Source organism: Marixanthomonas sp. SCSIO 43207 (assembly GCF_019904255.1).
GTDB lineage: Bacteria > Bacteroidota > Bacteroidia > Flavobacteriales > Flavobacteriaceae > Marixanthomonas.
On record NZ_CP063203.1, the window covers coordinates 2266284 to 2287836 of the forward strand.

Sequence of the window (21553 nt, forward strand, 5' to 3'; positions counted from 1 at the left end):
ATGCTATGATTTTTAAACATCATAGTTATGAAACAGTATTATTTAATTATTGCTGTACTTCAGGTTTTTACAACTGTAGTATCAGCACAAGTAGGTATTGGGACTACAAATCCGTCATCGGCTTCAATGCTTGAGATAAGTAGCACACCAGATGGAGGTACAACTTTTAAAGGATTTATGCCGCCAAGAGTTGAAAACCAATCACAAAGAAATCAAATTAATGCATCATCAACAGACATTGGTTTAATTGTTTTTGTGGTTGATACCGGAACACTAGAAATTTGGAATGGTATAAGTTGGGAGCAGGTTTATTCATTAACTACAACTATAACAACAGTAGTTGCACAAGATTTTGATAGCAATCTCAGTTGGAGTTATACTTTAAACCCTTCATCATATAATGTAAATGATGATATTTGGGAAATTAATAACAATGTTGGCTCAGGTAATACTTCAGCAATAGACTTTGTATCGGGTAACTTTTTAGCGTGTCGTGATTTAAATAATCCAAATGGGGGTGGTAATTTTCCTCATGAAATAAGTTTCGTAAATGTTAATGTCTCTTCACTAGTAAATCCGCGTATTGCTTTTGATTATGATGTTTTTGGTTTTGATAATGCAGATGACGTTTATTATGAAGTTTTTCATGATGATATTAGTCAGGGTGTTGTACCTTTTATCAACGGTAATGCAAATTTGACTGTACAAGGAACCGAGATTATACCTATTCCTTCTTCAGTCAACAATGTGCGAATTACATTATCTATTGAACAAAATGGAGCTGATGATTTTGCAGGTTTTGATAATTTTAGAGTATATGGTGAGTAAAAGCATAAAACCTTTCTCAAAAAACACTTTCAGGTTATTTCATTATTAGTATATTTATTTTACTAATTTGAAAACCAACCCTCATGAACGTTTGCTTTATCATGTATCCTTGGGATCAAATAGATCCTGAAAATGATTCAACATTAGCATTAATTCAAGAATTTGCAAAACGCGGTCACGGTATTGCTGTTACAACTCCGGCAAACTTAACCATTCGTGATAGTGTTGCCTATGCATTCTCCCGTTGTTTGAAACGAAAAGATAAAATTTCAAAATCATTAAAATCGTTTCATATTAAAGCTGAGTTTTATGATGAGATGCTTCCTATGGCAGGTTTTGACGTAATTATCTTACGTAGCAATCCGCCATTAGATATGATAATGCTTAATTTTTTAGATTCGGTAAAAGATGATGTGTTTATACTAAATGATTTAGATGGAATAAGACGTGCAAATAATAAACTTTATACAGCTGTTTTTGAAGATGAAAATAATGAGATGATTCCGCGTACACACGTTACAAAAAACAAACAATATTTAAAGAAAATAATTAAAGAAGGTCCTGATAGAATGATTTTAAAACCTCTTAATGGATATGGTGGTTCTGGCGTTATTTTAATTGAAAAAAGCGCTATGAAAAGTATCAATTCTTTATTAGACTTTTACATTGATAATAAAGATGGCACTACCAATTACGTTATTTTACAAGACTATATTGAAGGTGCAGATGAGGGCGATGTGCGTATTTTGTTATTAAATGGGCAACCTATTGGTGCTATGCGTAGAGTACCGGGTGATGAAGATCATAGAAGCAATGTAAGTGCAGGCGGAAGCGTCCAAAAACATAGTTTGACCAAACAAGAAAAAGAACTTTGCCGGCGTATAGGTCCCAAATTAGTAAAAGACGGACTGTACTTTGTAGGAATAGACGTTATAGGAGGTAAGCTTGTAGAAGTAAATGTTATGTCACCTGGCGGTATTACGTATATGAACAAGGTATATAAATCAAAAATTCAAGAAAAGATTATTGATTTTGTTGAGGATAAAGTTTTAGAACGCGTCAATGCCTTTGAACGACGCCAAAAATTGCGTAAACACGTTAGTGATGCTTAATGGAACGATTAGCAATTTCAGAAATCATTAAAAAACTTGAAGCAGAAGAAACCTTTGAAGCGGTTGCAGCAGATTACTCACTTACCCTCAAGGTTGAAGCTTATGTCCCTTACGTTTGTGGAGCAGTGCACGATGGGCATCAATTCAGAAAAGAGCTGTGGAACAACTGTATTCACACCGAGTATGAACGTTGGTTTGAAGAAGACCCCTGCACCAAAGAGTTTGTAAAAACACACCCCATCGTTTTGGCAGGTTGTGACAGCCGTTTTGAATATGATTTAAACCGTGATCCAGATAATGCTGTATTTGATGAAGCTTGGGGAAAACAATTGTGGAAAGAACCACTGAGCCCTTCTGAAAAGAAAAAAAGTCTAGCAAAACACGAAGCATTTTATTCGGTTGTTAAAGCATTACTTTTAAAATTGGAAGAAAAATTTGATGCAGTTGTAGTTTATGATATGCATAGTTATAACTGGCGCAGATGGGATAGAGAAGTTCCTGTTATTAATTTGGGAACTACAAATATTGATATGAAACGCTTCGGAGATTTAATTGAAAATTGGCGTCATTCACTATCACAATTACAATTGCCCCATGCTATTGAATCTACTTCAAAAATTAATGATACCTTCTTCGGAAATGGCTATTTTTTAAAATTTATTACCCAAAACTTTAAAAATACATTAGTTTTGGCGACTGAATTTAAGAAAATTTACTGCGACGAATTAAATCAAATCATCTTTCCTGAAGTAGTTTCAGCGATTGAGAAGCAGCTTCAAGAAAAAATTAAGGCGCACGCTGCTTTATTTTACGATACTTTTAAAAAATAAATGGTGGACACCAATTCTATAATAAATACGTACCCCAATGTGTTTCGCATTGATTATAATTTGAATAAACTTGTTCAAAAAATTGAAGTGCTCAATTTTGTAAACCCTATAAATATTGAGCAAGAAAAGCGAAACTTTTTTTCTTCAAAGTATAATATCAATCCCAATTTTAGGTACAGAAAGATAGATTTTAATGCTCATAAACTACAACAGCAACTTTTTTTACAAGATATTGACAGTATTAAAGACGATGAAACACGAAGCTTTTATAGAGATGTAATTTATGATTATTCAGGTTTAATACAATGTGTAGAGACCGTAGGACAGCGAGAAAAGTTTTATTACAATTCATTAAAATCATTTGGTACACCAACAGATAAAGATGTAGAAAATGCACGTTTTATTCTTCATTTTGAAGATGAAGCGTTCAAACAGGAAATGATTCCCGTTTTTGATGCGAATGAAGCCGTTGCATATTTTGAAGATTTCAGAAAAAAATATGATTTTCAATTTACTATAAAACTGTCCAATAAAATTTCTGCGGCAGCAATGGTAATTAATAATAAGCAAATGCTTGTTTTAAAGAAAAATCACAAGTTTAGTGCTAATCAATTAAAAGTACTGGCCAATCACGAGATAGGGCTGCATTTGGTAACAACGTTTAATAGCTTAAACCAACCTTTAAAGATTTTTCATAATGGATTTCCAAAAAATGTTGAAACACAAGAAGGACTAGCTGTTTTTAGTGAGTACATGAGCGGCTGTTTAACTCTTTATAGATTAAAAGAATTGAGTTATAGAGTATTGGCAACTGATAGTTTACGCAAAGGTTTTAATTTTTGTGACACGTTTGATTTGCTTCATAATCAATATAAACTGAATAGGGAAGAGGCATATAATATTTCTTTAAGAGCGCATCGTGGTGGTGGTTTTACAAAAGATCATTTATATCTCACCGGTTTAAAAAAAGTATACAATCATTATCAAAAAGGAAACTCGCTGGATAACCTCCTGTCTGGAAAAGTAACGTTGGAACATGAACCGCTTTTAAAAAAGTGGAAAACCGAAGGGCTAGCACAGCCCAATAGCTATAAAAACTTTGCTTTTGATAGCAATGAGAATACTAACGAAACGCTTAATTTTATTCTTGAGAACTTAAAGTGATTTTAATTAAGGTTAATCCTTTTATCTTTTGGATATTTTACGGTATATGAAAACTCCTTTTCGCTTTTCTGATTTGCTTTTAATTCAATCGTCCATTTAAGAATACCGGTATCTTTTGTGAAATTAGCATCATTCGTTTCAATATCTGAAAGTTTTATTTTTTCATTTTGAGAAATAGGTATCCTATCTTCCAAAAGTAATTTTATAGGTGTTTTTTTATTGTTTTTAATTTCAATTTTATATCCCTTATTTACAATCCTATTATTGCCTAAAAAAGAACTGCTTTTAAAATTTTTAAGTTTTTCGCGAGTAACTATAACGTTTGGGTCTATTCCTAAGGAAATATTCAAACTATCAGAAGCTATCTGAGGGTTTAACATAAATTTTCCTGAATAATTACCTTCAAAATATATGTTTGCTTCACCGGGTAGTAAATCATATTGTTCCCAATTTTTTAAGGTAGCAGTTATGAAAGTATTTTCATTAAGTTCTGGTGCTGCATAGTGTTGATACAATGCTGGCATATCAATATTTTCAACTTCTATTATAGTTACTTCATTACTAGATTTTATAGTATGTGGTTTGCTAATTTCAAATTGTGTGTTTGTAATTCCTACCTCTTTTATGGTTCCATTAGATAATGTTTCAGGTTCTTTTATAGCAAGACCTGCAACTTTTCCTTGCAGTGCTTTAGATATATCTGAGTTTGCACCATAGCCTGTTATAACCACTTCTTCTAATTGTTCAGAAGAAGCATTTAAATTAACATTCATAACAGTTGAGTGTATTGGTATGCTTTTAGTATCAAAACCAACATAGCTAAAAACCAATTCTTCACCGTTATTAACTTTTAATGAATAATTACCATCAAAATCTGTTTGTGTGCCGGTGCTAGTTCCTTTTATTACAACATTGACTCCTGGTAATGGAAGCCCAGTATCGTCTATAACAGTTCCTGTTACGTTATTAACTGTAGGGTTGTACTTGTAGTTACTTCGTTGTATTGGTGTAGAAGCCCTATAGTTTCTGCTTACAAAGTTTAAATATTTTGTTGAGAGTTCTGGTTTAAGATTATTGGTATTCGGGTCGCCTGTAGACAAAGTTATGTTTACATTTTCCCAGTCTGTTCCTGTTTGTTGATATACGTTTGCTTTATACGAAATTTTAATAGGAGCACTAGTGTTTTCTGCTTTAATGTCATATACAGGAAACCATCCTGCATTTTCTAAATTGTATTTGATAACAAGAGATAGATTTGATGCAGTTTCCGAGGTAAGTTTTACAGTAATTTTACCACGTTCTTCTTTTCTATTATCCTCTATTTTATATAATTCGCTAGTATATTTATTAATGGTTTTGTTTAACTCTTTGAGTTGCTTTTTTTCTTTATAAATAATGTTATTAATTTCAGTAACTCGTTGTCTGTAATAGGTAGAAAGCTCTTTAACTTTCTGTAATGAAAGGTCTGTAGCTTCACTATTTATTTTTTTATTTTCTTCTAAAATAGAAAGCTCTTTTTCATATCCGTCTATTATATTTTTTATTTCATTTTTCTTCAGTTTTAGACCATCAATTTTAGTATTTAAAATTGTGTATTCTTCAGAAACTGTACCTTTTTCAAGGTAATCAATAGTATAATTTAATGATGAAATTGAAGCATTTTTAATACCTGAAATTTGAATGCTGTTTTCGTTAATAGCTGCAGATAAATCATTAAAAATCAGTGTATTTTCGCCTTTTGTTAATATTACATTTGAGTGTCGCTCAATAGTAGCCCCGTTTAAGTAAACAGTAACACTTTTAATATTTGACGTATGTTTTTTCTCAAAATTTGAAAATGCAAGAAAAGGAATTAAAAAGAATAGAAGAGTAAAGTTTTTCATAACTAACGTTTATAAATAAAAACTAATATAATGTTTCGTATTGGAGAAATTACAATAATAACCTGTTTTTTAATACCTCCATTACAAAAATTTTGCTTGCAATTCAGGTGTTGGGATCATACAGCTTTCTTTTTTGCCAAACCATTTATAGCGGTTCTTAGCAATAAAATCATAAACAGCATTGCGGATGAATTTTGGGAGAATGATAAATCCGTAAAGTAGCGGCCAACCACCAGATAGATGTTTGGCAATGTGTAGTGCTGCCGATGATTTTTCGTAATACTTATTACCTTCTACCAGTATGATAGAGTCTGTTTGAGAAGTATCAATTTTAAATTTTGAAATAAGCTGCATGCCTATCTCACTTTGTAAAGCAGCAAAACGAAAAATATCATTTTTATCTCGTTTAATTGCAAACGTAACCGAACTATTGCAAAGATTGCAGACACCGTCAAAGAGAATGATTTTATGTTTTTTTTCAGTTTTCAAATAAAAGTGAATGTATTTTATGAAACTTTTTCTAATTCTTTCAAGCTCACATCTGCTGTAAACATACCGTAGTTTACAATTGCTTTTTGCTTTTCAATTGTATCAATAGTTCCTATGGCACGACCATCAATCATACGTACGCGATCACCAACTTTCAAAGTAACTTTTGGTTTTGGTGGTGGAGCTTTTTTGGCTTCGGCTTTTTCTTTCTTTTTCTTTTTTCTTATTGCCGCAACTTTTTGTTCAAGTTCTTGCTTTATTTCGTGTTTTTTTGCTTTTTCGGCTTTTTTCTGTGCTTTGCTTACCGGTTTCTTTTTCGGCTTAGGTTTTTTTCGTTTGCTATTTTCTTTTAAAACGAGTTTAAACAACTCATCAAGCAAAGGCTTTTTCTTTTTGGTATTGAAAAATTTTTCCGCCAGTGAATCCACTTTTTTTCCAAGTGAAATCATTTTTTGATTACTATCATACAATTCTTGAAAGCTCTCTAGTTTTTCTTGTACGCGATTGTTAACTTCTTCAAGTTGTTTGCTTTCTTCACGAGCTTTTTGCTCTTCACTTTTTAAGTTTGCTGAAGTTTTTCGCAATTGAGATCGTTCTTGTTGTAACTTAGCAATGGTTTTATCAAACCTAACTTTTCCGTGTTCAATTTTCTTTTTGGCTTTGTTTATTAAGCTATACGGAATACCGTTCTTTTGCGCTACTTCAAAAGTAAAAGAGCTACCTGCTTCACCAAGATGCAATTGATATAAAGGTTCTAGACTTCTATTATCAAATTGCATATTGGCGTTGATAGCATATGGTAATTCGGTTGCTAGAACTTTTAAATTGGAGTAGTGTGTTGTGATAATACCAAATGCTTCTCGTTCATAAAAAACCTCTAGAAATGTTTCGGCCAGTGCTCCGCCAAGTTCTGGGTCACTTCCCGTACCAAACTCATCAATTAAGAAAAGCGTGTTTTGGTTACATTTCCGAAGAAATTGATTCATTTTTTTTAATCGGTAGCTATACGTACTTAAGTGGTTTTCTATAGATTGATTGTCGCCAATATCTGTTAACACGCGATCAAAAAAACTAAACTCACTTAATGGATCTACAGGAATTAATAAACCACTTTGCAGCATCACTTGTAATAACCCAACGGTTTTTAAGGTGATACTTTTACCACCGGCATTGGGTCCGCTAATAACTATAACTCGCTTTTCGGGTTCTAAAGAAATGGTTTGCGGAAACGTTTTTTCATTTCTTTTTTTATTTGCCACCCACAATAACGGATGAAAAGCGTCTTTTAAATACAAGAATTTTTTTTCTGTCAAAATGGGTAAAACTCCATTGATAGCATTGGCGTACTTGGCTTTTGCATACAACACATCAATTTTTGAAAGATAATTCTGGTATTGCTTCAACAACTTTTTGTAGGGTCTTACAAACTCGGTAAGTTGTTTTAAAATACGTTTTATTTCTTCTTGCTCTTCGTATATTAAATTGCTAAGTTCATTTGCAAACTCAAGGGTTTCTTGCGGCTCAATGTACACAATACTGCCCGTTCTTGAATTGCCCAAAACAGCACCTTTTATTTTACGGCGGTGCATCGCTTTTACTGCCAATACACGACGATTGTCTACAACGGTTTCTCGTATTTCATCAAGATAATCTGCTTGTGAATAATGGTTAAGTGCTTTTGAAAACGAAGAGTTTATTTGTCCCTTTACTTGATTGAGTCTTCTTCTTATAGCTGCTAGCTCTTCTGAAGCATCATTTTTCACATCCCCAAAACGATCAATTTTTTTTTGAATTTCTTCTGAAATAATGGAGGTGTAACTTACCTTAGAAGAAAATTTATTTAAGTAAACGTAAAACTCTTCAAATTTTTTAAAAAACTTCAGTAAATCAGCAGTTGTATCGGTTACTGAACGTATTCTTCTGAAACTTGAAATCTCTAACACACTGTTTTCTATATCAAGTAATTGAAGGGCTTTATTGATAGGCTCAAAATCGTGATTTGGGATAGGGCTATCGCTGTTAAAAGAAGCAGTAAACTCTTTAACACGGTATAACTCTGCGGCAACCTTATCTGTGTTTTTAAAAGGTTGTACTTTAAGCACTTTGTTGGTGCCGGGTTCTGTAATACAAAAATCTGCTATTTGCTGCAAAACAACAGGAAATTCTAAATCCTGCAATGTTTTTGAATCGATACGGACCATTCGCCTTTAATACTGTATTTTTACGTTTTCTGAATACAAAAATACATATAATGCAGGTAACTATTGAAGAAAGTTGGAAGGAGCAATTAATGAATGAATTTGAAAAACCATACTTTGAAAAATTGATTCAGTTTGTAAAAAATGAATATGAAAAAAACAAATGCTTTCCGCCGGGTAAACAAATCTTTTCTGCCTTTGATCATACACCTTTTAATAAGGTTAAAGTAGTTATTTTGGGTCAAGATCCGTATCACGGAGAAGGACAAGCAAATGGATTGTGTTTTTCAGTAGCCGATGGGGTAACAAAACCACCTTCTTTGAATAATATTTTTGAAGAAATAAAAACAGATGTACAAATTCCTGTGCCATCAAGCGGAAATCTAGAGCGATGGGCCAATCAAGGAGTTTTACTTTTAAATGCTACTTTAACCGTACGAGCGCATCAAGCCGGAAGCCACCAAAAGAAAGGGTGGGAGCAGTTTACTGATGCTGTGATTTCAAAACTTTCAGAAAATAGGGAAGGTTTGGTTTTTTTATTGTGGGGCGGTTATGCTAAAAAGAAAGGTGCCAAAATAGACAGACAAAAACACTTAGTTTTAACAAGCGGTCATCCTTCACCTTTGAGTGCTAATAGAGGATATTGGTTTGGTAATAAGCATTTCAGTAAAACAAATGCTTATTTAGAAAAAAATGGAAAAGAAAAAATCGAGTGGTAGCATAACACTACCCTCAAGATTTTACATAATTCCATTTATAGTAATGGTTACTTATTTGTCTTTATTTGGCTCTGTTGTATCGTTGCAACTAAATTGTAATAACAGAAAGTTAGTTACAAGTAAAGCCCCTAAAATTATTAAAAATGTAGTCATAAATAGCTTACTTTACATAAGTAAGATGCGAGCTATTTAAAAAGGTTGCGTAAAAAAATACTATTTTTTTTAAGAAGGCTGCCAAAGTACCTTTTCTGAAGCCACTTTAGTGTCAATTAAATTTAATTCTAATAATTTATCTTGAACGTTTTTAAGTTCTTCTTCGGTTAAGTTTTTTTGACTCCATTCGGTTAATGCTAACCATTGACGTACGTCTTCTAGCTTTTGATCATATCGTTTTGAGATGACCTTATCTATATCTGGAATGTTTTTAAAATCTAGAGTAGATTCATTGATAATTTGTAAAATAGCTTTTACAGCTTCGCTTTCATTATCAAGAACTTCATTACGTACAGCAATTACAAAACAAGGCCAAGGTGTAGGGCATTCTCCAACCAAACGAAAAGGACCGTTATCTACGTACGGTTTTGTAGTAAACTTTTCCCACATAAAGTAATCTCCGTTACCTTCGGGAAGATTTTTTAATGCACCTTCCAAGTCTTTTATTACTTTAAATTCAAGATCGTCTTCATAATCCCAACCTTGGTTTTCAGCATTTACGTAAGCCATTAAATGAGAACCCGAACCGTATCTACTTATAGCAGCTTCAGTTCCTTTTAAATCTGAAACAGTTTCATAGTCTGAGTTGTCAGCAACGTGTATACCCCATAACAATGGTGATTTTACAAATACTTGTACAATTTTTGAATCATTACCATTTATAATGTCTCGTACAATTCCTTCTGTTAAAATCACGGCCATATCAACACTCCCATCTCTAAGAGCTTTGCACATTTCACCAGTACCGCCATAGTAATCTTTCCACCTAAGATTAATATTGGCATTATGGTATTTCTTGTCTTTAAGGGTTAAATACCAAGGTAAATTGAAGTGTTCGGGCACGCCGCCTATCAGCATTTTTTTCATTTTGTAAGTATTTCCAGTGTCTGTTTAATTAAGGTTTCCACGGTCTCTTTAGGGGTATTACTAAATGTACCATTAGGTCTATTGGCTAAAATAGCATTTAACGAAAGTGCTTTATGGCCCAAAAGTTTTGCCATAGCATAAATACCAGACGTTTCCATTTCAAGATTGGTTATTTTCTTTCCTTCAAAAGAGAAAGAGGTAAGTTTTTCATTTAGGTCTGCATCTTGTAATGGTAGGCGTAAAACTCTACCTTGAGGACCGTAAAAGCCTACGTTTGTGGCAGTAACTCCATTTATATAATCATTTTCAGAAAAAAGGTTTAGTAAAGATTGATCTGCATTGATGACATAGGGCGCCGATTTTTTTGTAGACCAATTGGTGTGTTTAATAAATGCTTCTGAAAAAGGTTTATTTTCAAATGAAGTATTTGCATAAAAATGTAACAAGTTATCAAAGCCAATTGCGGTTTCAGAAATTAAAAAAGAATCAATTGGTATGTTTGGTTGTACCGCACCTGATGTGCCAACCCTAACAATGGTAAGTTGTGTTAATACATCTTTTTGTGTACGTTTTTCAAAATCAATATTGACCAATGCATCTAGTTCATTGAAAACTATATCAATATTATCGGTTCCTATTCCTGTAGAAATTACTGAGATTCGTTTCCCGTTATACGTGCCTGTGTGAGTTTTAAACTCTCTATTATGAACGTCAACTTCTAAAGCGTCAAAATGTTTTGAAATACTTTCTACTCGCTCAGGATCTCCTACTGTGATAATGGTTTTGGCAAGATCTTCAGGTTTTAAATGGAGGTGATAAATACTTCCGTCTGGGTTTATGATTAATTCAGATTCAGCAATTCTCATCCACCAACACGTTTTACGGCAAAGCCTTTATCTTTTAAAAATTGCATAATCTCTTTTCGATAATCACCTTGAATTAATATTTGTTCATTTTTAAAACTACCGCCTACACCAAGCATTTTTTTGAGCTCTTTTGCTAGTTGTTTAAAATCACTTTGTGCCCCGTTATAATTATCTATTATTGTAATAGGCTTACCACGGCGTTTTTCATATTTGCAATGAAGCGGTTCATCTTGTAACCAAACTGAAGATTTTTCTTCTTTGGGTTCTTCAGGAACTTCGTGGTCTGGAAATAAATTTTTTAATTGATCTTGTAAATCCATATTTATTCTTTAATCAGTCCTATCTCTACTAGGCGTTGGTGTAAAAAGTCACCGGCAGTGATATCTGGATACGCTTTTGGATGCTGCTCGTCAATACATTCTTCAAGACAATTTAATTTCATATCACTTCGAGGATGCATAAAAAACGGAATGCTATATCGAGGAGTATCCCATTGGTCTTTCGGTGGGTTTACAACTCTGTGAATTGTTGAACGTAATTTGTTATTGGTATGGCGCTCAAGCATATCACCTACATTAATTACTAATTCATCTTCCTGCGGAATGGCATCAATCCATTTACCGTCTTTGCGTAAAACTTGAAGTCCGCCAGATGAAGCTCCCATTAACAGTGTAATAAGGTTAATATCTCCGTGAGCTCCTGCGCGTACCGCACCTTTTGGTTCTTCTGTAATTGGCGGGTAATGAATAGGGCGTAAAATACTGTTACCATTTGTTGCCCATTTATCAAAATAAGTTTCTTCAATCCCAATGTATAAGGCTAAAGCTCTTAAAACATAAATACCGGTTTTTTCAAGCATTCGATAAGCTTCCATTCCAGTGTGATTAAAGTCTGGAAGTTCGTTTACTTGTACATTATCTGGGTATTCTTCGGGTAAATTTGCTTCGGCGTCGGGTTCTTGACCAAAGTGCCAAAATTCTTTTAAGTCGCCTTCTTTTTTTCCTTTAGCGTGTTCTTTTCCGAAAGAAACATAACCGCGCTGTCCGCCAAGGCCTTCAATTTCATACTTCTCTTTTGTTTCTAACGGAAGCGCAAAAAACGACTTTACTTCTTTATATAGGTTTTCAACCAAATCATCACTTAAAAAATGATTTTTTAGAGAAACAAAGCCTATTTCTTCATAAGCTTTACCAATCTCATCTACAAACTTTTGCTTTCTTTTTGGGTCTTCAGACAAAAAGTCTGCAAGATCTACACTGGGTATATTATTCATAACATATGTTTAGCAAGTACAAATATACCAAATATACTGAGGATTAACGAAGTTAAAAAAGTGAATTAATCGCATTGCTGAACAGCTATTTTTTCTACATTTGAATGACTAAATATAAACTATGAGTTCGCAAACTGCACCTACTATTCATTTTGATTATAATCGTGAAAATTTTGATGATTCTACGTTACTTTCTTTATATAAAAAAATGCTGAAACCTCGATTAATAGAGGAAAAGATGCTTATTTTATTACGACAAGGAAAAATATCAAAATGGTTTAGTGGGATTGGGCAAGAAGCTATTTCGGTAGGGATTACCGCCGTGTTAGATAACGAAGAATACATTTTACCAATGCACCGTAATCTAGGTGTTTTTACGTCTCGTGATATTCCTTTATACCGGCTTTTTTCACAATGGCAAGGAAAGGCAAACGGATTTACAAAAGGACGCGACCGTAGTTTTCACTTTGGTACGCAAGAGTTTAAAATTGTAGGTATGATATCTCATCTTGGGCCACAATTTGGCGTTGCAGATGGTATCGCCTTAGGAAATAAACTAAAAGAAAACAACCAAGTATGTGCTGTGTTTACAGGTGAAGGCGGTACTAGCGAAGGTGATATACACGAGGCTCTTAACGTAGCTTCTGTATGGCAATTACCTGTTTTATTTTGTATAGAAAATAACGGGTATGGCTTATCAACTCCAACCAATGAACAATACAATTGTGAAAATTTAGCAGATCGAGGCAAAGGTTATGGAATGGAGTCACACATTATTGACGGAAATAATATTCTTGAGGTATATTCAAAAGTAAAAGCACTTGTTGAAGACATGCGTAACAATCCACGTCCTGTATTGTTGGAGTTTAAAACCTTCAGAATGCGCGGTCATGAAGAGGCGAGTGGTACCAAATATGTTCCGCAAGAATTAATGGACGAATGGGGAGCAAAAGACCCTTTAGAAAATTACAGTGCTTATCTTCAAGAAATAGGTATTCTTTCTGAAACCGATATTGTTAACTATAAAGAAGAAATTATAGCCGAAATAAATGAAAACTTAGATCTTGCTTTTTCTGAAGACGTAATCCAAGCAGATAAGACTATTGAAACTAAAGACGTTTACAGAGAGTATGATTATGAAGAAACAGCACCTGGCTCTACAGTTGAAGAAAAACGATTTGTTGATGCCATTTCAGAAGGGTTAGAACAATCCATGGAAAAACACAATAACTTGGTCATTATGGGACAAGACATTGCTGAGTATGGCGGTGTTTTTAAAATTACAGACGGATTTATTGATGCGTTCGGAAAAGAACGAGTACGTAACACACCTATTTGTGAATCGGCGATTGTTTCATCTGCAATGGGATTATCAATCAACGGGTTTAAATCTGTTATGGAAATGCAATTTGGTGATTTTGTTACTTCAGGTTTTAATCCTATTGTCAATTATTTGGCAAAAAGTCACTATCGATGGAATCAACCGGCAGATGTGGTAATTCGTATGCCTTGTGGAGCCGGAGTAGGAGCAGGACCGTTTCATAGTCAAACAAATGAAGCTTGGTTTACCCACACGCCCGGTCTTAAAGTTGTATATCCTGCATTTCCGTATGATGCAAAAGGATTATTAGCAAGTGCTATAAACGACCCAAATCCTGTTATGTTTTTTGAGCATAAAGCACTCTATAGAAGTATAAGGCAAGATGTACCCACCAATTATTATACGCTACCATTAGGAAAAGCTTCTGTTTTAAGAGAAGGTGAGGCTGTGACTATTATTACCTATGGAGCCGGTGTGCATTGGGCATTGGATGTTCTAGAAGAAATTAATCAAACTTCAGCAGATTTAATTGATTTGCGAACACTTTCTCCTTTAGATACCGAAACAATTTTTGCATCGGTACAAAAAACTGGGAAAGTAATTATTTTGCAAGAAGATTCTATGTTTGGTGGAATTGCTTCAGATATTTCAGCAATGATTTCTGAAAACTGTTTTCAATATTTAGATGCACCAATTCGTAGAGTTGCAAGTTTGGAAACACCAATACCATTCGCTGCGAACCTTGAAAAACAGTACCTTCCAAAGGAACGTTTTAAGGCTGAATTAAGTGATCTTCTAGCTTTTTAAAATGTTAACATTTGCTGTTAAACTTATTCTAAACATGCGTTAGCTAGACTTTTTCTTACGTACCTTAGTGGTATACTAATCATTAAAACTCAAAAATTATGGTACGTTGGATTATTATTTTTCTAGTAATTGCAATCATTGCAGCTATCTTTGGATTCGGAGGAATTGCAGAAGGAGCTACTGATATTGCAATGATTATTTTTTGGATATTTATAGTGCTTTTAGTGCTATCTTTACTTTCAAGGTTATTCAGAAGATAAACCAATAAAATTTCAAATTCTAACTTTTTAAACTTAAACAACCAAATATGAAAAAACTATTTGTATTAGCTGTTGTAGTTATGACTGCAATTTCTTGTGGTGTGCCTAAAACAGTTTCAGAATCACGTAAAATTATTAAAGGCTATTGGGCATTAGACAATATAACGTATAGCGAATCTGGTGAATTTAATGTTTCTCTATTGGGTGACACTTCAAAAGAATGTTTTGAAGGATCAACGTGGAGGTTCATTCCAAATAACAACACTGGAGTTTATACTATAAATAATGGTGAATGCCCTACTGGAGATCGTAACTTTATCTTTACTATTCAAGAAGTAGATCCAACAACTGGATTATACGATTTCTTATTAAAACCAACCAATGCAAAAGGTAAATCACCAGATAATACTGGATTTAGGCTGCGTTTAGCTCAACTTAATGAATCAACTATGCGTTGGGAGCAAACCGTAAGTCTAGAAGGGTCACCTTTTACAATTAATATGAACTTTACAAAAATCAATGAATAATGAAAAATATAAGTAAAAAAATATCAGTAATTGGAGTGGCATTACTTTTTCTTGTAGCGTTTACCAATTGCGAAGCAGTAAAAAATGCAAACAATAAACAAAAAGGAGCAGTAATTGGTGCTACCGGTGGAGCCATACTTGGAGCAATTCTAGGTAACAATATAGGTAAAGGTGGTAACGGAGAGATTGGTGCTGTAATTGGTGGTGTTGCTGGTGGTGCTGCAGGTGTTATCATTGGTAATAAAATGGATAAACAAGCTCAAAAAATTGAAACTGAAATACCAGGTGCTCAAGTAGAACGTGTGGACGATGGTATTGTAGTTACTTTTGATGAAAATAGTGGTGTTTATTTTGATACAAACAAATACAATATTAACGCTGCTTCACAAGCTACGCTAGATAAACTTGCTAGTGTACTACGTGAATATCCAGATACAGATGTACTTGTAGTAGGACATACAGATAGTACAGGATCTGAGGAGTATAACATGACGCTTTCAAAACAACGTGCTCAGGCTGTAACAAACTATTTTACGCAAACCAAAGCATTGAGTAATGGTCGTTTCACTACAAACTGGTACGGTGAGCAAACTCCTGTAGCTGATAATAATACTGAAGCCGGAAGAGCTAAAAACCGACGAGTAAATATTGCAATTGTACCAAATGAGAAAATGGTTCAAGAAGCTGAACAAGAAGCACAACAAGGTGGAAATTAATAACTAATTTCACTAATGCTATAAAATCCTGTTTTAAAATTTAAAACAGGATTTTTTATGTTTATACACTATTAAATGTAATGAAGCAATACAAAAAATATGATATCATTATAGTTGGAGGTGGTTTAGCCGGGCTCACAAGTGCTATCCATCTTTCAAATTACAGTGTATCTATATTGGTCCTCGAAAAAAAAGCATATCCGCACCATAAAGTTTGTGGCGAATATGTTTCAAATGAAATATTACCTTATTTGCAGTCTATAGGAGTTAATCCCATCAAAAAGAATGTTGTTAAGATTTCAAACTTACTAATCACGACACCTACAAATAAAGAAATTACCACAACATTACCATTAGGAGGCTTTGGTATAAGTCGTTATGCCTTTGATAACCTTCTCTATAACAAAGCTAAAGAAACAGTCGATTTTGAATTTAAAACGGTTACCTCTATAGGTTTTACAAACGGAGTTTTTAAAGTTTCTACACAATGCGATACTACATATCATGCCACGTATGTGATTGGAAGTTTTGGTAAAAGGTCAAACTTAGATAAAAAATTAAGTAGAAGCTTTATACAACATAAGTCACCTTGGTTAGCTGTAAAAGCTCATTATGATTATGATTTCCCTTCCAACCTTGTTGCCTTGCATTCTTTTAATGGAGGTTATTGCGGACTTTCAAAAACAGAAACCGGCACCGTCAATGCTTGTTACTTGGCAACCTATCATTCATTTAAAAAACACGATGGTATCGATGCTTATCAAGAAAATAATATGAGTAAAAATAAAGCATTGCATACTTTTTTTTCAAAAGCAACTCCTTTGTTTGATGCTCCTTTAACAATAAGCCAGGTATCATTTCAATCAAAAAAACCGGTAGAAAATCATATATTTATGATTGGCGATAGTGCAGGATTAATTCATCCTTTATGCGGAAACGGTATGGCGATGGCTATTCACAGTGCCAAATTGTTTTCAGAGTTGTTTCTGAAGCACGAAGGTAAAAACCCTAAAAACAGAAATCTTATAGAAAACGCGTACACCAAATCTTGGAATTCAACTTTCTCAAACAGAGTAAGAACAGGACGGTTGATTCAACGAGTTTTAATGAATCAAACGGCAACAAATATTGGTTTTTCTGCAGTGAAAACAATTCCGTATTTGCTTAAAACAATCATAAAAAAAACACACGGAAACCCCATTTCATAATGCCTAGCTTCTCCTCAAAATATCGCTCTACTGAAATTGAAGTAATGGATTCTTTCCATTTACAAGGTAAAGATATGCAAGCTGTTTTAACAGACTTAAAAACGGTGAGTACATTACTTAGAGGTGCTTCTATTACCTTAAATGGCATTAAAAAACTACTAACAGGCTATGATAATCAAAAGTGTATTACCATTTTAGACATTGGTTGCGGTGATGGTGAGATGCTTCGTCAATGTGCACGTTTCGGAAAAAAATATAGTTTTAATTTTAATCTTATAGGTCTAGACGCAAATAAGCATATCATTTCAGAAGCAAAAAAACGATGTAAACCTTATGAAAATATAACCTTTACACAGTTTGATGTGTTTTCAAGCCAATCACTTCCTCATGCTGAAATTATTGTGTGCAATCTTTTTTTACATCACTTTAAAAATGAAGAAATCACCTTAATACTTCAAAAACTAGTTGATAGTGCAAATATGGGTGTTGTTGTAAATGATTTAAACAGAAATAAATTGGCTTTTAGTCTTTTTAAAATTTTTAGTCGTATTTTTCTAAAAACAGATATAGCCAAAAATGATGGTTTAGTTTCAGTAGCTAGAGGGTTTAAAAGACGTGAAATTGAACTTTTTTCTGAAAAAATATACAATCAAAAATCACACATTCGTTGGAAATGGGCGTTTCGCTATCAATGGATTTTAAAGAAACAATATGAGCATAACGATTAAAACGGTTGCAACCCAGCTTCCTCCATATTCACAAGCAACAGAAGAGACAATTCCGTTGGTAAAAATGTGGTTACAAGGTCAAGAGTCCAGATTTCAGCGTAAAGTGATTAAAATTTTTGAAGGTTCTGGCGTTGATAGACGCTATTCTATTATGAATCCTGAAGAAGTTTTTACCAATACCGATTTTGAATCAAAAAATGAAATTTACACAAGAGAGGTAAAAAAACTGGGGAAACAATCTTTACATAAAGCTCTGCAACAAGCCTCTTGGAACGCTACAGATATTGATTTTATAATTACCGTTAGTTGTACCGGTTTTATGATTCCTTCAGTTGATGCCTATTTAATAAACGAACTGCAATTGAGAGACGATGTAGTAAGACTTCCTGTTACCGAAATGGGGTGTGCAGCCGGAGTTTCAGGAATGATTTATGCAAAAAGTTTTTTAAAAGCCAATCCAGGAAAACGAGCTGCTGTGATTGCAATTGAAGCACCTACCGCCACATTTCAGTTAGAAGATTATTCTATGGCAAATATTGTGAGTGCTGCAATTTTTGGTGATGGCGCAGCGTGTGTTCTTTTATCCTCAAATCAACAAGACTCTGGGCCCAAACTACTTGATGAAGCTATGTATCACTTTTATGATGCTACACAATTAATGGGTTTTAAATTGGTAAATACCGGGCTGCAAATGATTTTAGATAAAGATGTACCACAAACCATCGCCAATCATTTTCCTGATATTATACATCCATTTCTGAAGCAAAACAATAAAACAATTGATGATATAGATCATTTAATTTTTCATCCCGGCGGAAAAAAAATAGTACAAACGGTTGAAAATCTTTTCGGAAGTTTAGGAAAAAACATAGATGATACAAAAGAAGTCCTTAAATTGTATGGTAATATGAGTAGTGTTACGGTGCTTTTTGTGATGGAGCGTTTTTTAAAGAAAAATATCAAAACGGGAGATTTGGGATTGATGTTAAGTTTCGGACCCGGTTTTTCTGCACAACGAATTCTAATAGAATTTTAATATGAAGAAAGAATTTACCAATAAATGGGCTTTAATTTTGGGTGGTAGCAGTGGTTTAGGTTTGGCTACAGCACATAAATTGGCAGTCCATGGAATGAATATATGCATCGTACATCGCACCCGTAAAAACAGTATGCCAGATTTTTTAAAAGAAACAAACCTTCTTGAAGAGAATGGGGTAGAAGTGATACAATTTAACAAAGACGCCTTAAAAGAAGCTACTATAAAAGCAGTTTTAACATCACTGCCCAAACAAGGCTTAAAAGTATTGGTTCATAGTATAGCTAAAGGAAGTTTAAAAACGATGCAAGCGGCACAATTAAATATGCTTTCTATAACAGATATTGATTTAACATTGCATAGCATGGCAACAAGCTGGTATGAGTGGACACAAGCTTTAATCTCCCAGTCTATATTTTCTGAAAATGCACGCAACATTGCTTTTACCAGCGAAGGAAATAATAAAGTTTGGCCAGGTTATGGAGCTGTTTCTGCTGCAAAAGCAACACTAGAAGCCTTAATGCGCCAAATGGCTGTAGAGCTTGCTACACAACAAATTACTACCAACTGTATACAAGCCGGAACCACCTTAACACCTTCTTTTAAAATGATACCCGGAAGTGAAAAACTTTCAGAAAAAGCAAAAAAACGAAATCCATTTAATAGACTTACCAAACCAAATGACGTTGCAAATGCCGTGTATCTATTATGTAAAGACGAAGCAAATTGGATTAACGGAACCATCCTAAAAGTAGATGGAGGAGAAAGTTTACAGTAATGGAAAATACATTTAAAACCATTCTTGATGCCTTACCCTACAAAGACCCTTTTTTGTTTGTAAATGAAATAGTGTCTATATCTGAAGAACGAGTTGAAGGTATCTACATGTTTAGTCCAGAGGCGTATTTTTATGAAGGCCATTTTAAAGAAATAGCTGTAACACCAGGTGTGATTCTTACCGAATGTATGGCACAAATAGGGGTGGTGTGTTTAGGAATATATTTACTATCAAAAGAAGATTCTCATTTTAACACAGCGGGATTGCAAGTTGCAATGAGCAATACAAATATTGATTTTTTAAAACCCGTTTATCCGGGTGAGACGGTAACAGTTATTTCTGAAAAGAAATATTTTCGGTTTAATAAACTTAAATGTGCTGTCAAAATGCTGAATAGTAAAGAGGAAGTAATTTGCAAAGGAACAATTAGCGGAATGATAAAGTTTTCAGAAGATGAGAAATAGGGTAGTTATAACCGGTCTTGGGGTGGTAGCTCCTAATGGAGTAGGTGTTCCAGAGTTTTTAAAAGCTATCAAAGCCGGCACTTCAGGAATCACGTTTCATCAAGAATTAAAAGATGCAAACTTTTCTTGTCAAATAGGTGGAATTCCTACAATTTCTGAAGAAAAAATCAATCAATATTTTACTCAACTTCAACTTAAAAATTTTAATAGTAATAATATACTTTATGGTGTCATTGCCGGGATGGATGCTTTGAAAGATGCCAATATTGAACCCGCTGCAAAAGATGCAGAGCCACTCTGGGATGTAGGAGTCATATTTGGGTCTGGAAATAGTTCTGCCGAGAAATTTAGAGAATCATTTTATAAAATTGACGCTAAAAATGTACGCCGCTTAGGAAGTAACACTGTAAGTCAAACAATGGCAAGTAGTGTAAGTGCCTACTTGGGAGGTAAGATTGGTGCAGGAAATCAGGTTACGAGTAATGCTTCTGCCTGTGCAACAGGTACCGAAGCCATTTTAATGGGCTATGAGCAAATTGCCTCTGGAAGAGCAACTAAAATGCTCTGTGGAAGTAGCAACGATGGCGGACCCTATGTTTGGGGAGGTTTTGATGCGATGCGTATTTTACCGTATCAATTTAACCAAAACCCTACAGCCGCATCAAAGCCAATGAGTGCAGATGCAACTGGTTTTGTTCCTGGTTGTGGTGCCGGAGCATTAATGCTAGAATCACTAGAAAGTGCAGAAAAAAGAGGTGCGCAAATTTATGCAGAAGTGTTAGGCGGTGCAGTAAACAGTGGAGGGCAACGCGGTGTAGGGAGTATGACGGCTCCTAATAGTACAGCGGTTAAAAAATGCATTGTTGCTGCGATACATTCGGCGGGGATTAATGCATCTGAAATTGATTACATAAACGGTCATTTAACCGCAACCACAAAAGATGCAGTCGAAGTTGAAAACTGGTCAAAAGCTTTAAACCGAAAAGGAAGCGACTTTCCTTACATTAATTCACTCAAGGGGATGACAGGACATTGCTTGGCGGCTAGCGGTAGTATTGAAGCTGTATCAACTATTTTACAAATGAATAAACATTTTTTATTTTCAAATAGTAACTGTGAAAACATTCATCCTGAAATTGAAAAACTAGTCGCTAGTGAAAAGGTTTTACGTAAGATTAAAAATATTGAAATAAAAACAGCTATTAAAGCTAGTTTTGGTTTTGGAGATGTAAATTCCTGTGTTATCTTTAGAAGAAAAAATTGATA

Annotated in this window: 22 protein-coding genes; 15 read left to right on the top strand and 7 right to left on the bottom strand. The window is 34.1% G+C overall.

From position 1 onward, the window contains the following. The first annotated feature begins 27 nt into the window (after positions 1-27). From INR76_RS10565 to INR76_RS10580, 4 genes are all read left to right on the top strand, one after another. Positions 28-828: a hypothetical protein gene (locus INR76_RS10565; protein ID WP_223107930.1), complete on the top strand. Its 801-nt coding sequence runs from the start codon at positions 28-30 to the stop codon at positions 826-828. An 83-nt stretch (positions 829-911) separates the two neighbouring features. Further along, positions 912-1940: a glutathione synthase gene (gene gshB, locus INR76_RS10570; RefSeq protein ID WP_223107931.1), complete on the top strand. Its 1029-nt coding sequence runs from the start codon at positions 912-914 to the stop codon at positions 1938-1940. Continuing rightward, positions 1940-2770, top strand: coding sequence for an N-formylglutamate amidohydrolase (locus INR76_RS10575; protein WP_223107932.1), 831 nt, complete (start codon positions 1940-1942; stop codon positions 2768-2770). Before gshB ends, INR76_RS10575 begins: the two co-directional genes overlap by 1 nt. Before the next feature lie 60 nt (positions 2771-2830). After that, positions 2831-3934, top strand: a complete 1104-nt coding sequence (locus tag INR76_RS10580; RefSeq protein ID WP_370632397.1) for a flavohemoglobin expression-modulating QEGLA motif protein — start codon at positions 2831-2833, stop codon at positions 3932-3934. A gap of 2 nt (positions 3935-3936) precedes the next feature. Here the strand turns inward: INR76_RS10580 and INR76_RS10585 are convergent, their stop codons facing one another. The 3 genes from INR76_RS10585 to INR76_RS10595 all read right to left on the bottom strand — a co-directional run bounded on the left by INR76_RS10585 (position 3937) and on the right by INR76_RS10595 (position 8507). Next, on the bottom strand, positions 3937-5817 hold the full coding sequence (locus INR76_RS10585; RefSeq protein WP_223107934.1) for a mucoidy inhibitor MuiA family protein: 1881 nt from the start codon (positions 5815-5817) through the stop codon (positions 3937-3939). An 81-nt stretch (positions 5818-5898) separates the two neighbouring features. Further along, positions 5899-6306: a thiol-disulfide oxidoreductase DCC family protein gene (locus tag INR76_RS10590; protein ID WP_223107935.1), complete on the bottom strand. Its 408-nt coding sequence runs from the start codon at positions 6304-6306 to the stop codon at positions 5899-5901. Between the two features lie 17 nt (positions 6307-6323). Further along, entirely contained in the window at positions 6324-8507 is a 2184-nt protein-coding gene (locus tag INR76_RS10595) for a DNA mismatch repair protein MutS (RefSeq protein ID WP_223107937.1), read from the bottom strand. Between the two features lie 50 nt (positions 8508-8557). Between INR76_RS10595 and ung the strand changes: the two genes are divergently transcribed. Further along, positions 8558-9223, top strand: coding sequence for a uracil-DNA glycosylase (gene ung, locus INR76_RS10600; RefSeq protein WP_223107938.1), 666 nt, complete (start codon positions 8558-8560; stop codon positions 9221-9223). 222 nt (positions 9224-9445) lie between these two features. Here ung and INR76_RS10605 read toward each other — a convergent pair whose 3' ends face one another. From INR76_RS10605 to INR76_RS10620, 4 genes are read right to left on the bottom strand one after another with little or no spacing between them, the layout of a single operon-like run. Further along, positions 9446-10303 (bottom strand): substrate-binding domain-containing protein, encoded by an 858-nt coding sequence (locus INR76_RS10605; RefSeq protein WP_223107939.1) that lies wholly within the window; start codon positions 10301-10303, stop codon positions 9446-9448. Then, on the bottom strand, positions 10300-11169 hold the full coding sequence (locus tag INR76_RS10610) for a nucleoside phosphorylase (RefSeq protein WP_223107941.1): 870 nt from the start codon (positions 11167-11169) through the stop codon (positions 10300-10302). Before INR76_RS10610 ends, INR76_RS10605 begins: the two co-directional genes overlap by 4 nt. Beyond that, positions 11166-11489, bottom strand: a complete 324-nt coding sequence (locus INR76_RS10615) for a translation initiation factor (RefSeq protein WP_223107942.1) — start codon at positions 11487-11489, stop codon at positions 11166-11168. The genes INR76_RS10610 and INR76_RS10615 overlap by 4 nt, the downstream gene beginning before the upstream one ends. A 2-nt stretch (positions 11490-11491) precedes the next feature. Next, positions 11492-12442: an isopenicillin N synthase family oxygenase gene (locus INR76_RS10620; RefSeq protein WP_223107944.1), complete on the bottom strand. Its 951-nt coding sequence runs from the start codon at positions 12440-12442 to the stop codon at positions 11492-11494. A gap of 121 nt (positions 12443-12563) precedes the next feature. Here INR76_RS10620 and INR76_RS10625 point away from each other — a divergent pair, with 121 nt between their 5' ends. From INR76_RS10625 to INR76_RS10670, 10 genes are all read left to right on the top strand, one after another. Beyond that, positions 12564-14570, top strand: a complete 2007-nt coding sequence (locus tag INR76_RS10625) for a thiamine pyrophosphate-dependent enzyme (RefSeq protein ID WP_223107945.1) — start codon at positions 12564-12566, stop codon at positions 14568-14570. A 98-nt stretch (positions 14571-14668) separates the two neighbouring features. After that, positions 14669-14830 (top strand): DUF1328 family protein, encoded by a 162-nt coding sequence (locus tag INR76_RS10630; protein WP_223107947.1) that lies wholly within the window; start codon positions 14669-14671, stop codon positions 14828-14830. A gap of 47 nt (positions 14831-14877) precedes the next feature. Further along, positions 14878-15357 (top strand): lipocalin family protein, encoded by a 480-nt coding sequence (locus tag INR76_RS10635; protein WP_223107948.1) that lies wholly within the window; start codon positions 14878-14880, stop codon positions 15355-15357. After that, entirely contained in the window at positions 15357-16073 is a 717-nt protein-coding gene (locus INR76_RS10640) for an OmpA family protein (protein WP_223107950.1), read from the top strand. Before INR76_RS10635 ends, INR76_RS10640 begins: the two co-directional genes overlap by 1 nt. A gap of 80 nt (positions 16074-16153) precedes the next feature. Beyond that, entirely contained in the window at positions 16154-17281 is a 1128-nt protein-coding gene (locus tag INR76_RS10645) for an NAD(P)/FAD-dependent oxidoreductase (protein ID WP_223107951.1), read from the top strand. Continuing rightward, the gene (locus tag INR76_RS10650; RefSeq protein WP_223107952.1) at positions 17281-18009 is read left to right on the top strand and encodes a methyltransferase domain-containing protein; all 729 of its coding nucleotides are present in this window, start codon (positions 17281-17283) and stop codon (positions 18007-18009) included. The genes INR76_RS10645 and INR76_RS10650 overlap by 1 nt, the downstream gene beginning before the upstream one ends. Further along, complete coding sequence (locus INR76_RS10655; protein ID WP_223107953.1) at positions 17993-19045, top strand: type III polyketide synthase; 1053 nt, start codon at positions 17993-17995, stop codon at positions 19043-19045. Before INR76_RS10650 ends, INR76_RS10655 begins: the two co-directional genes overlap by 17 nt. Before the next feature lies 1 nt (position 19046). After that, positions 19047-19823, top strand: coding sequence for an SDR family oxidoreductase (locus INR76_RS10660; RefSeq protein WP_223107954.1), 777 nt, complete (start codon positions 19047-19049; stop codon positions 19821-19823). After that, on the top strand, positions 19823-20287 hold the full coding sequence (locus INR76_RS10665; RefSeq protein ID WP_223107955.1) for a 3-hydroxyacyl-ACP dehydratase FabZ family protein: 465 nt from the start codon (positions 19823-19825) through the stop codon (positions 20285-20287). The genes INR76_RS10660 and INR76_RS10665 overlap by 1 nt, the downstream gene beginning before the upstream one ends. Further along, on the top strand, positions 20277-21551 hold the full coding sequence (locus INR76_RS10670) for a beta-ketoacyl synthase (RefSeq protein ID WP_223107956.1): 1275 nt from the start codon (positions 20277-20279) through the stop codon (positions 21549-21551). The genes INR76_RS10665 and INR76_RS10670 overlap by 11 nt, the downstream gene beginning before the upstream one ends. Positions 21552-21553: the final 2 nt, after the last annotated feature.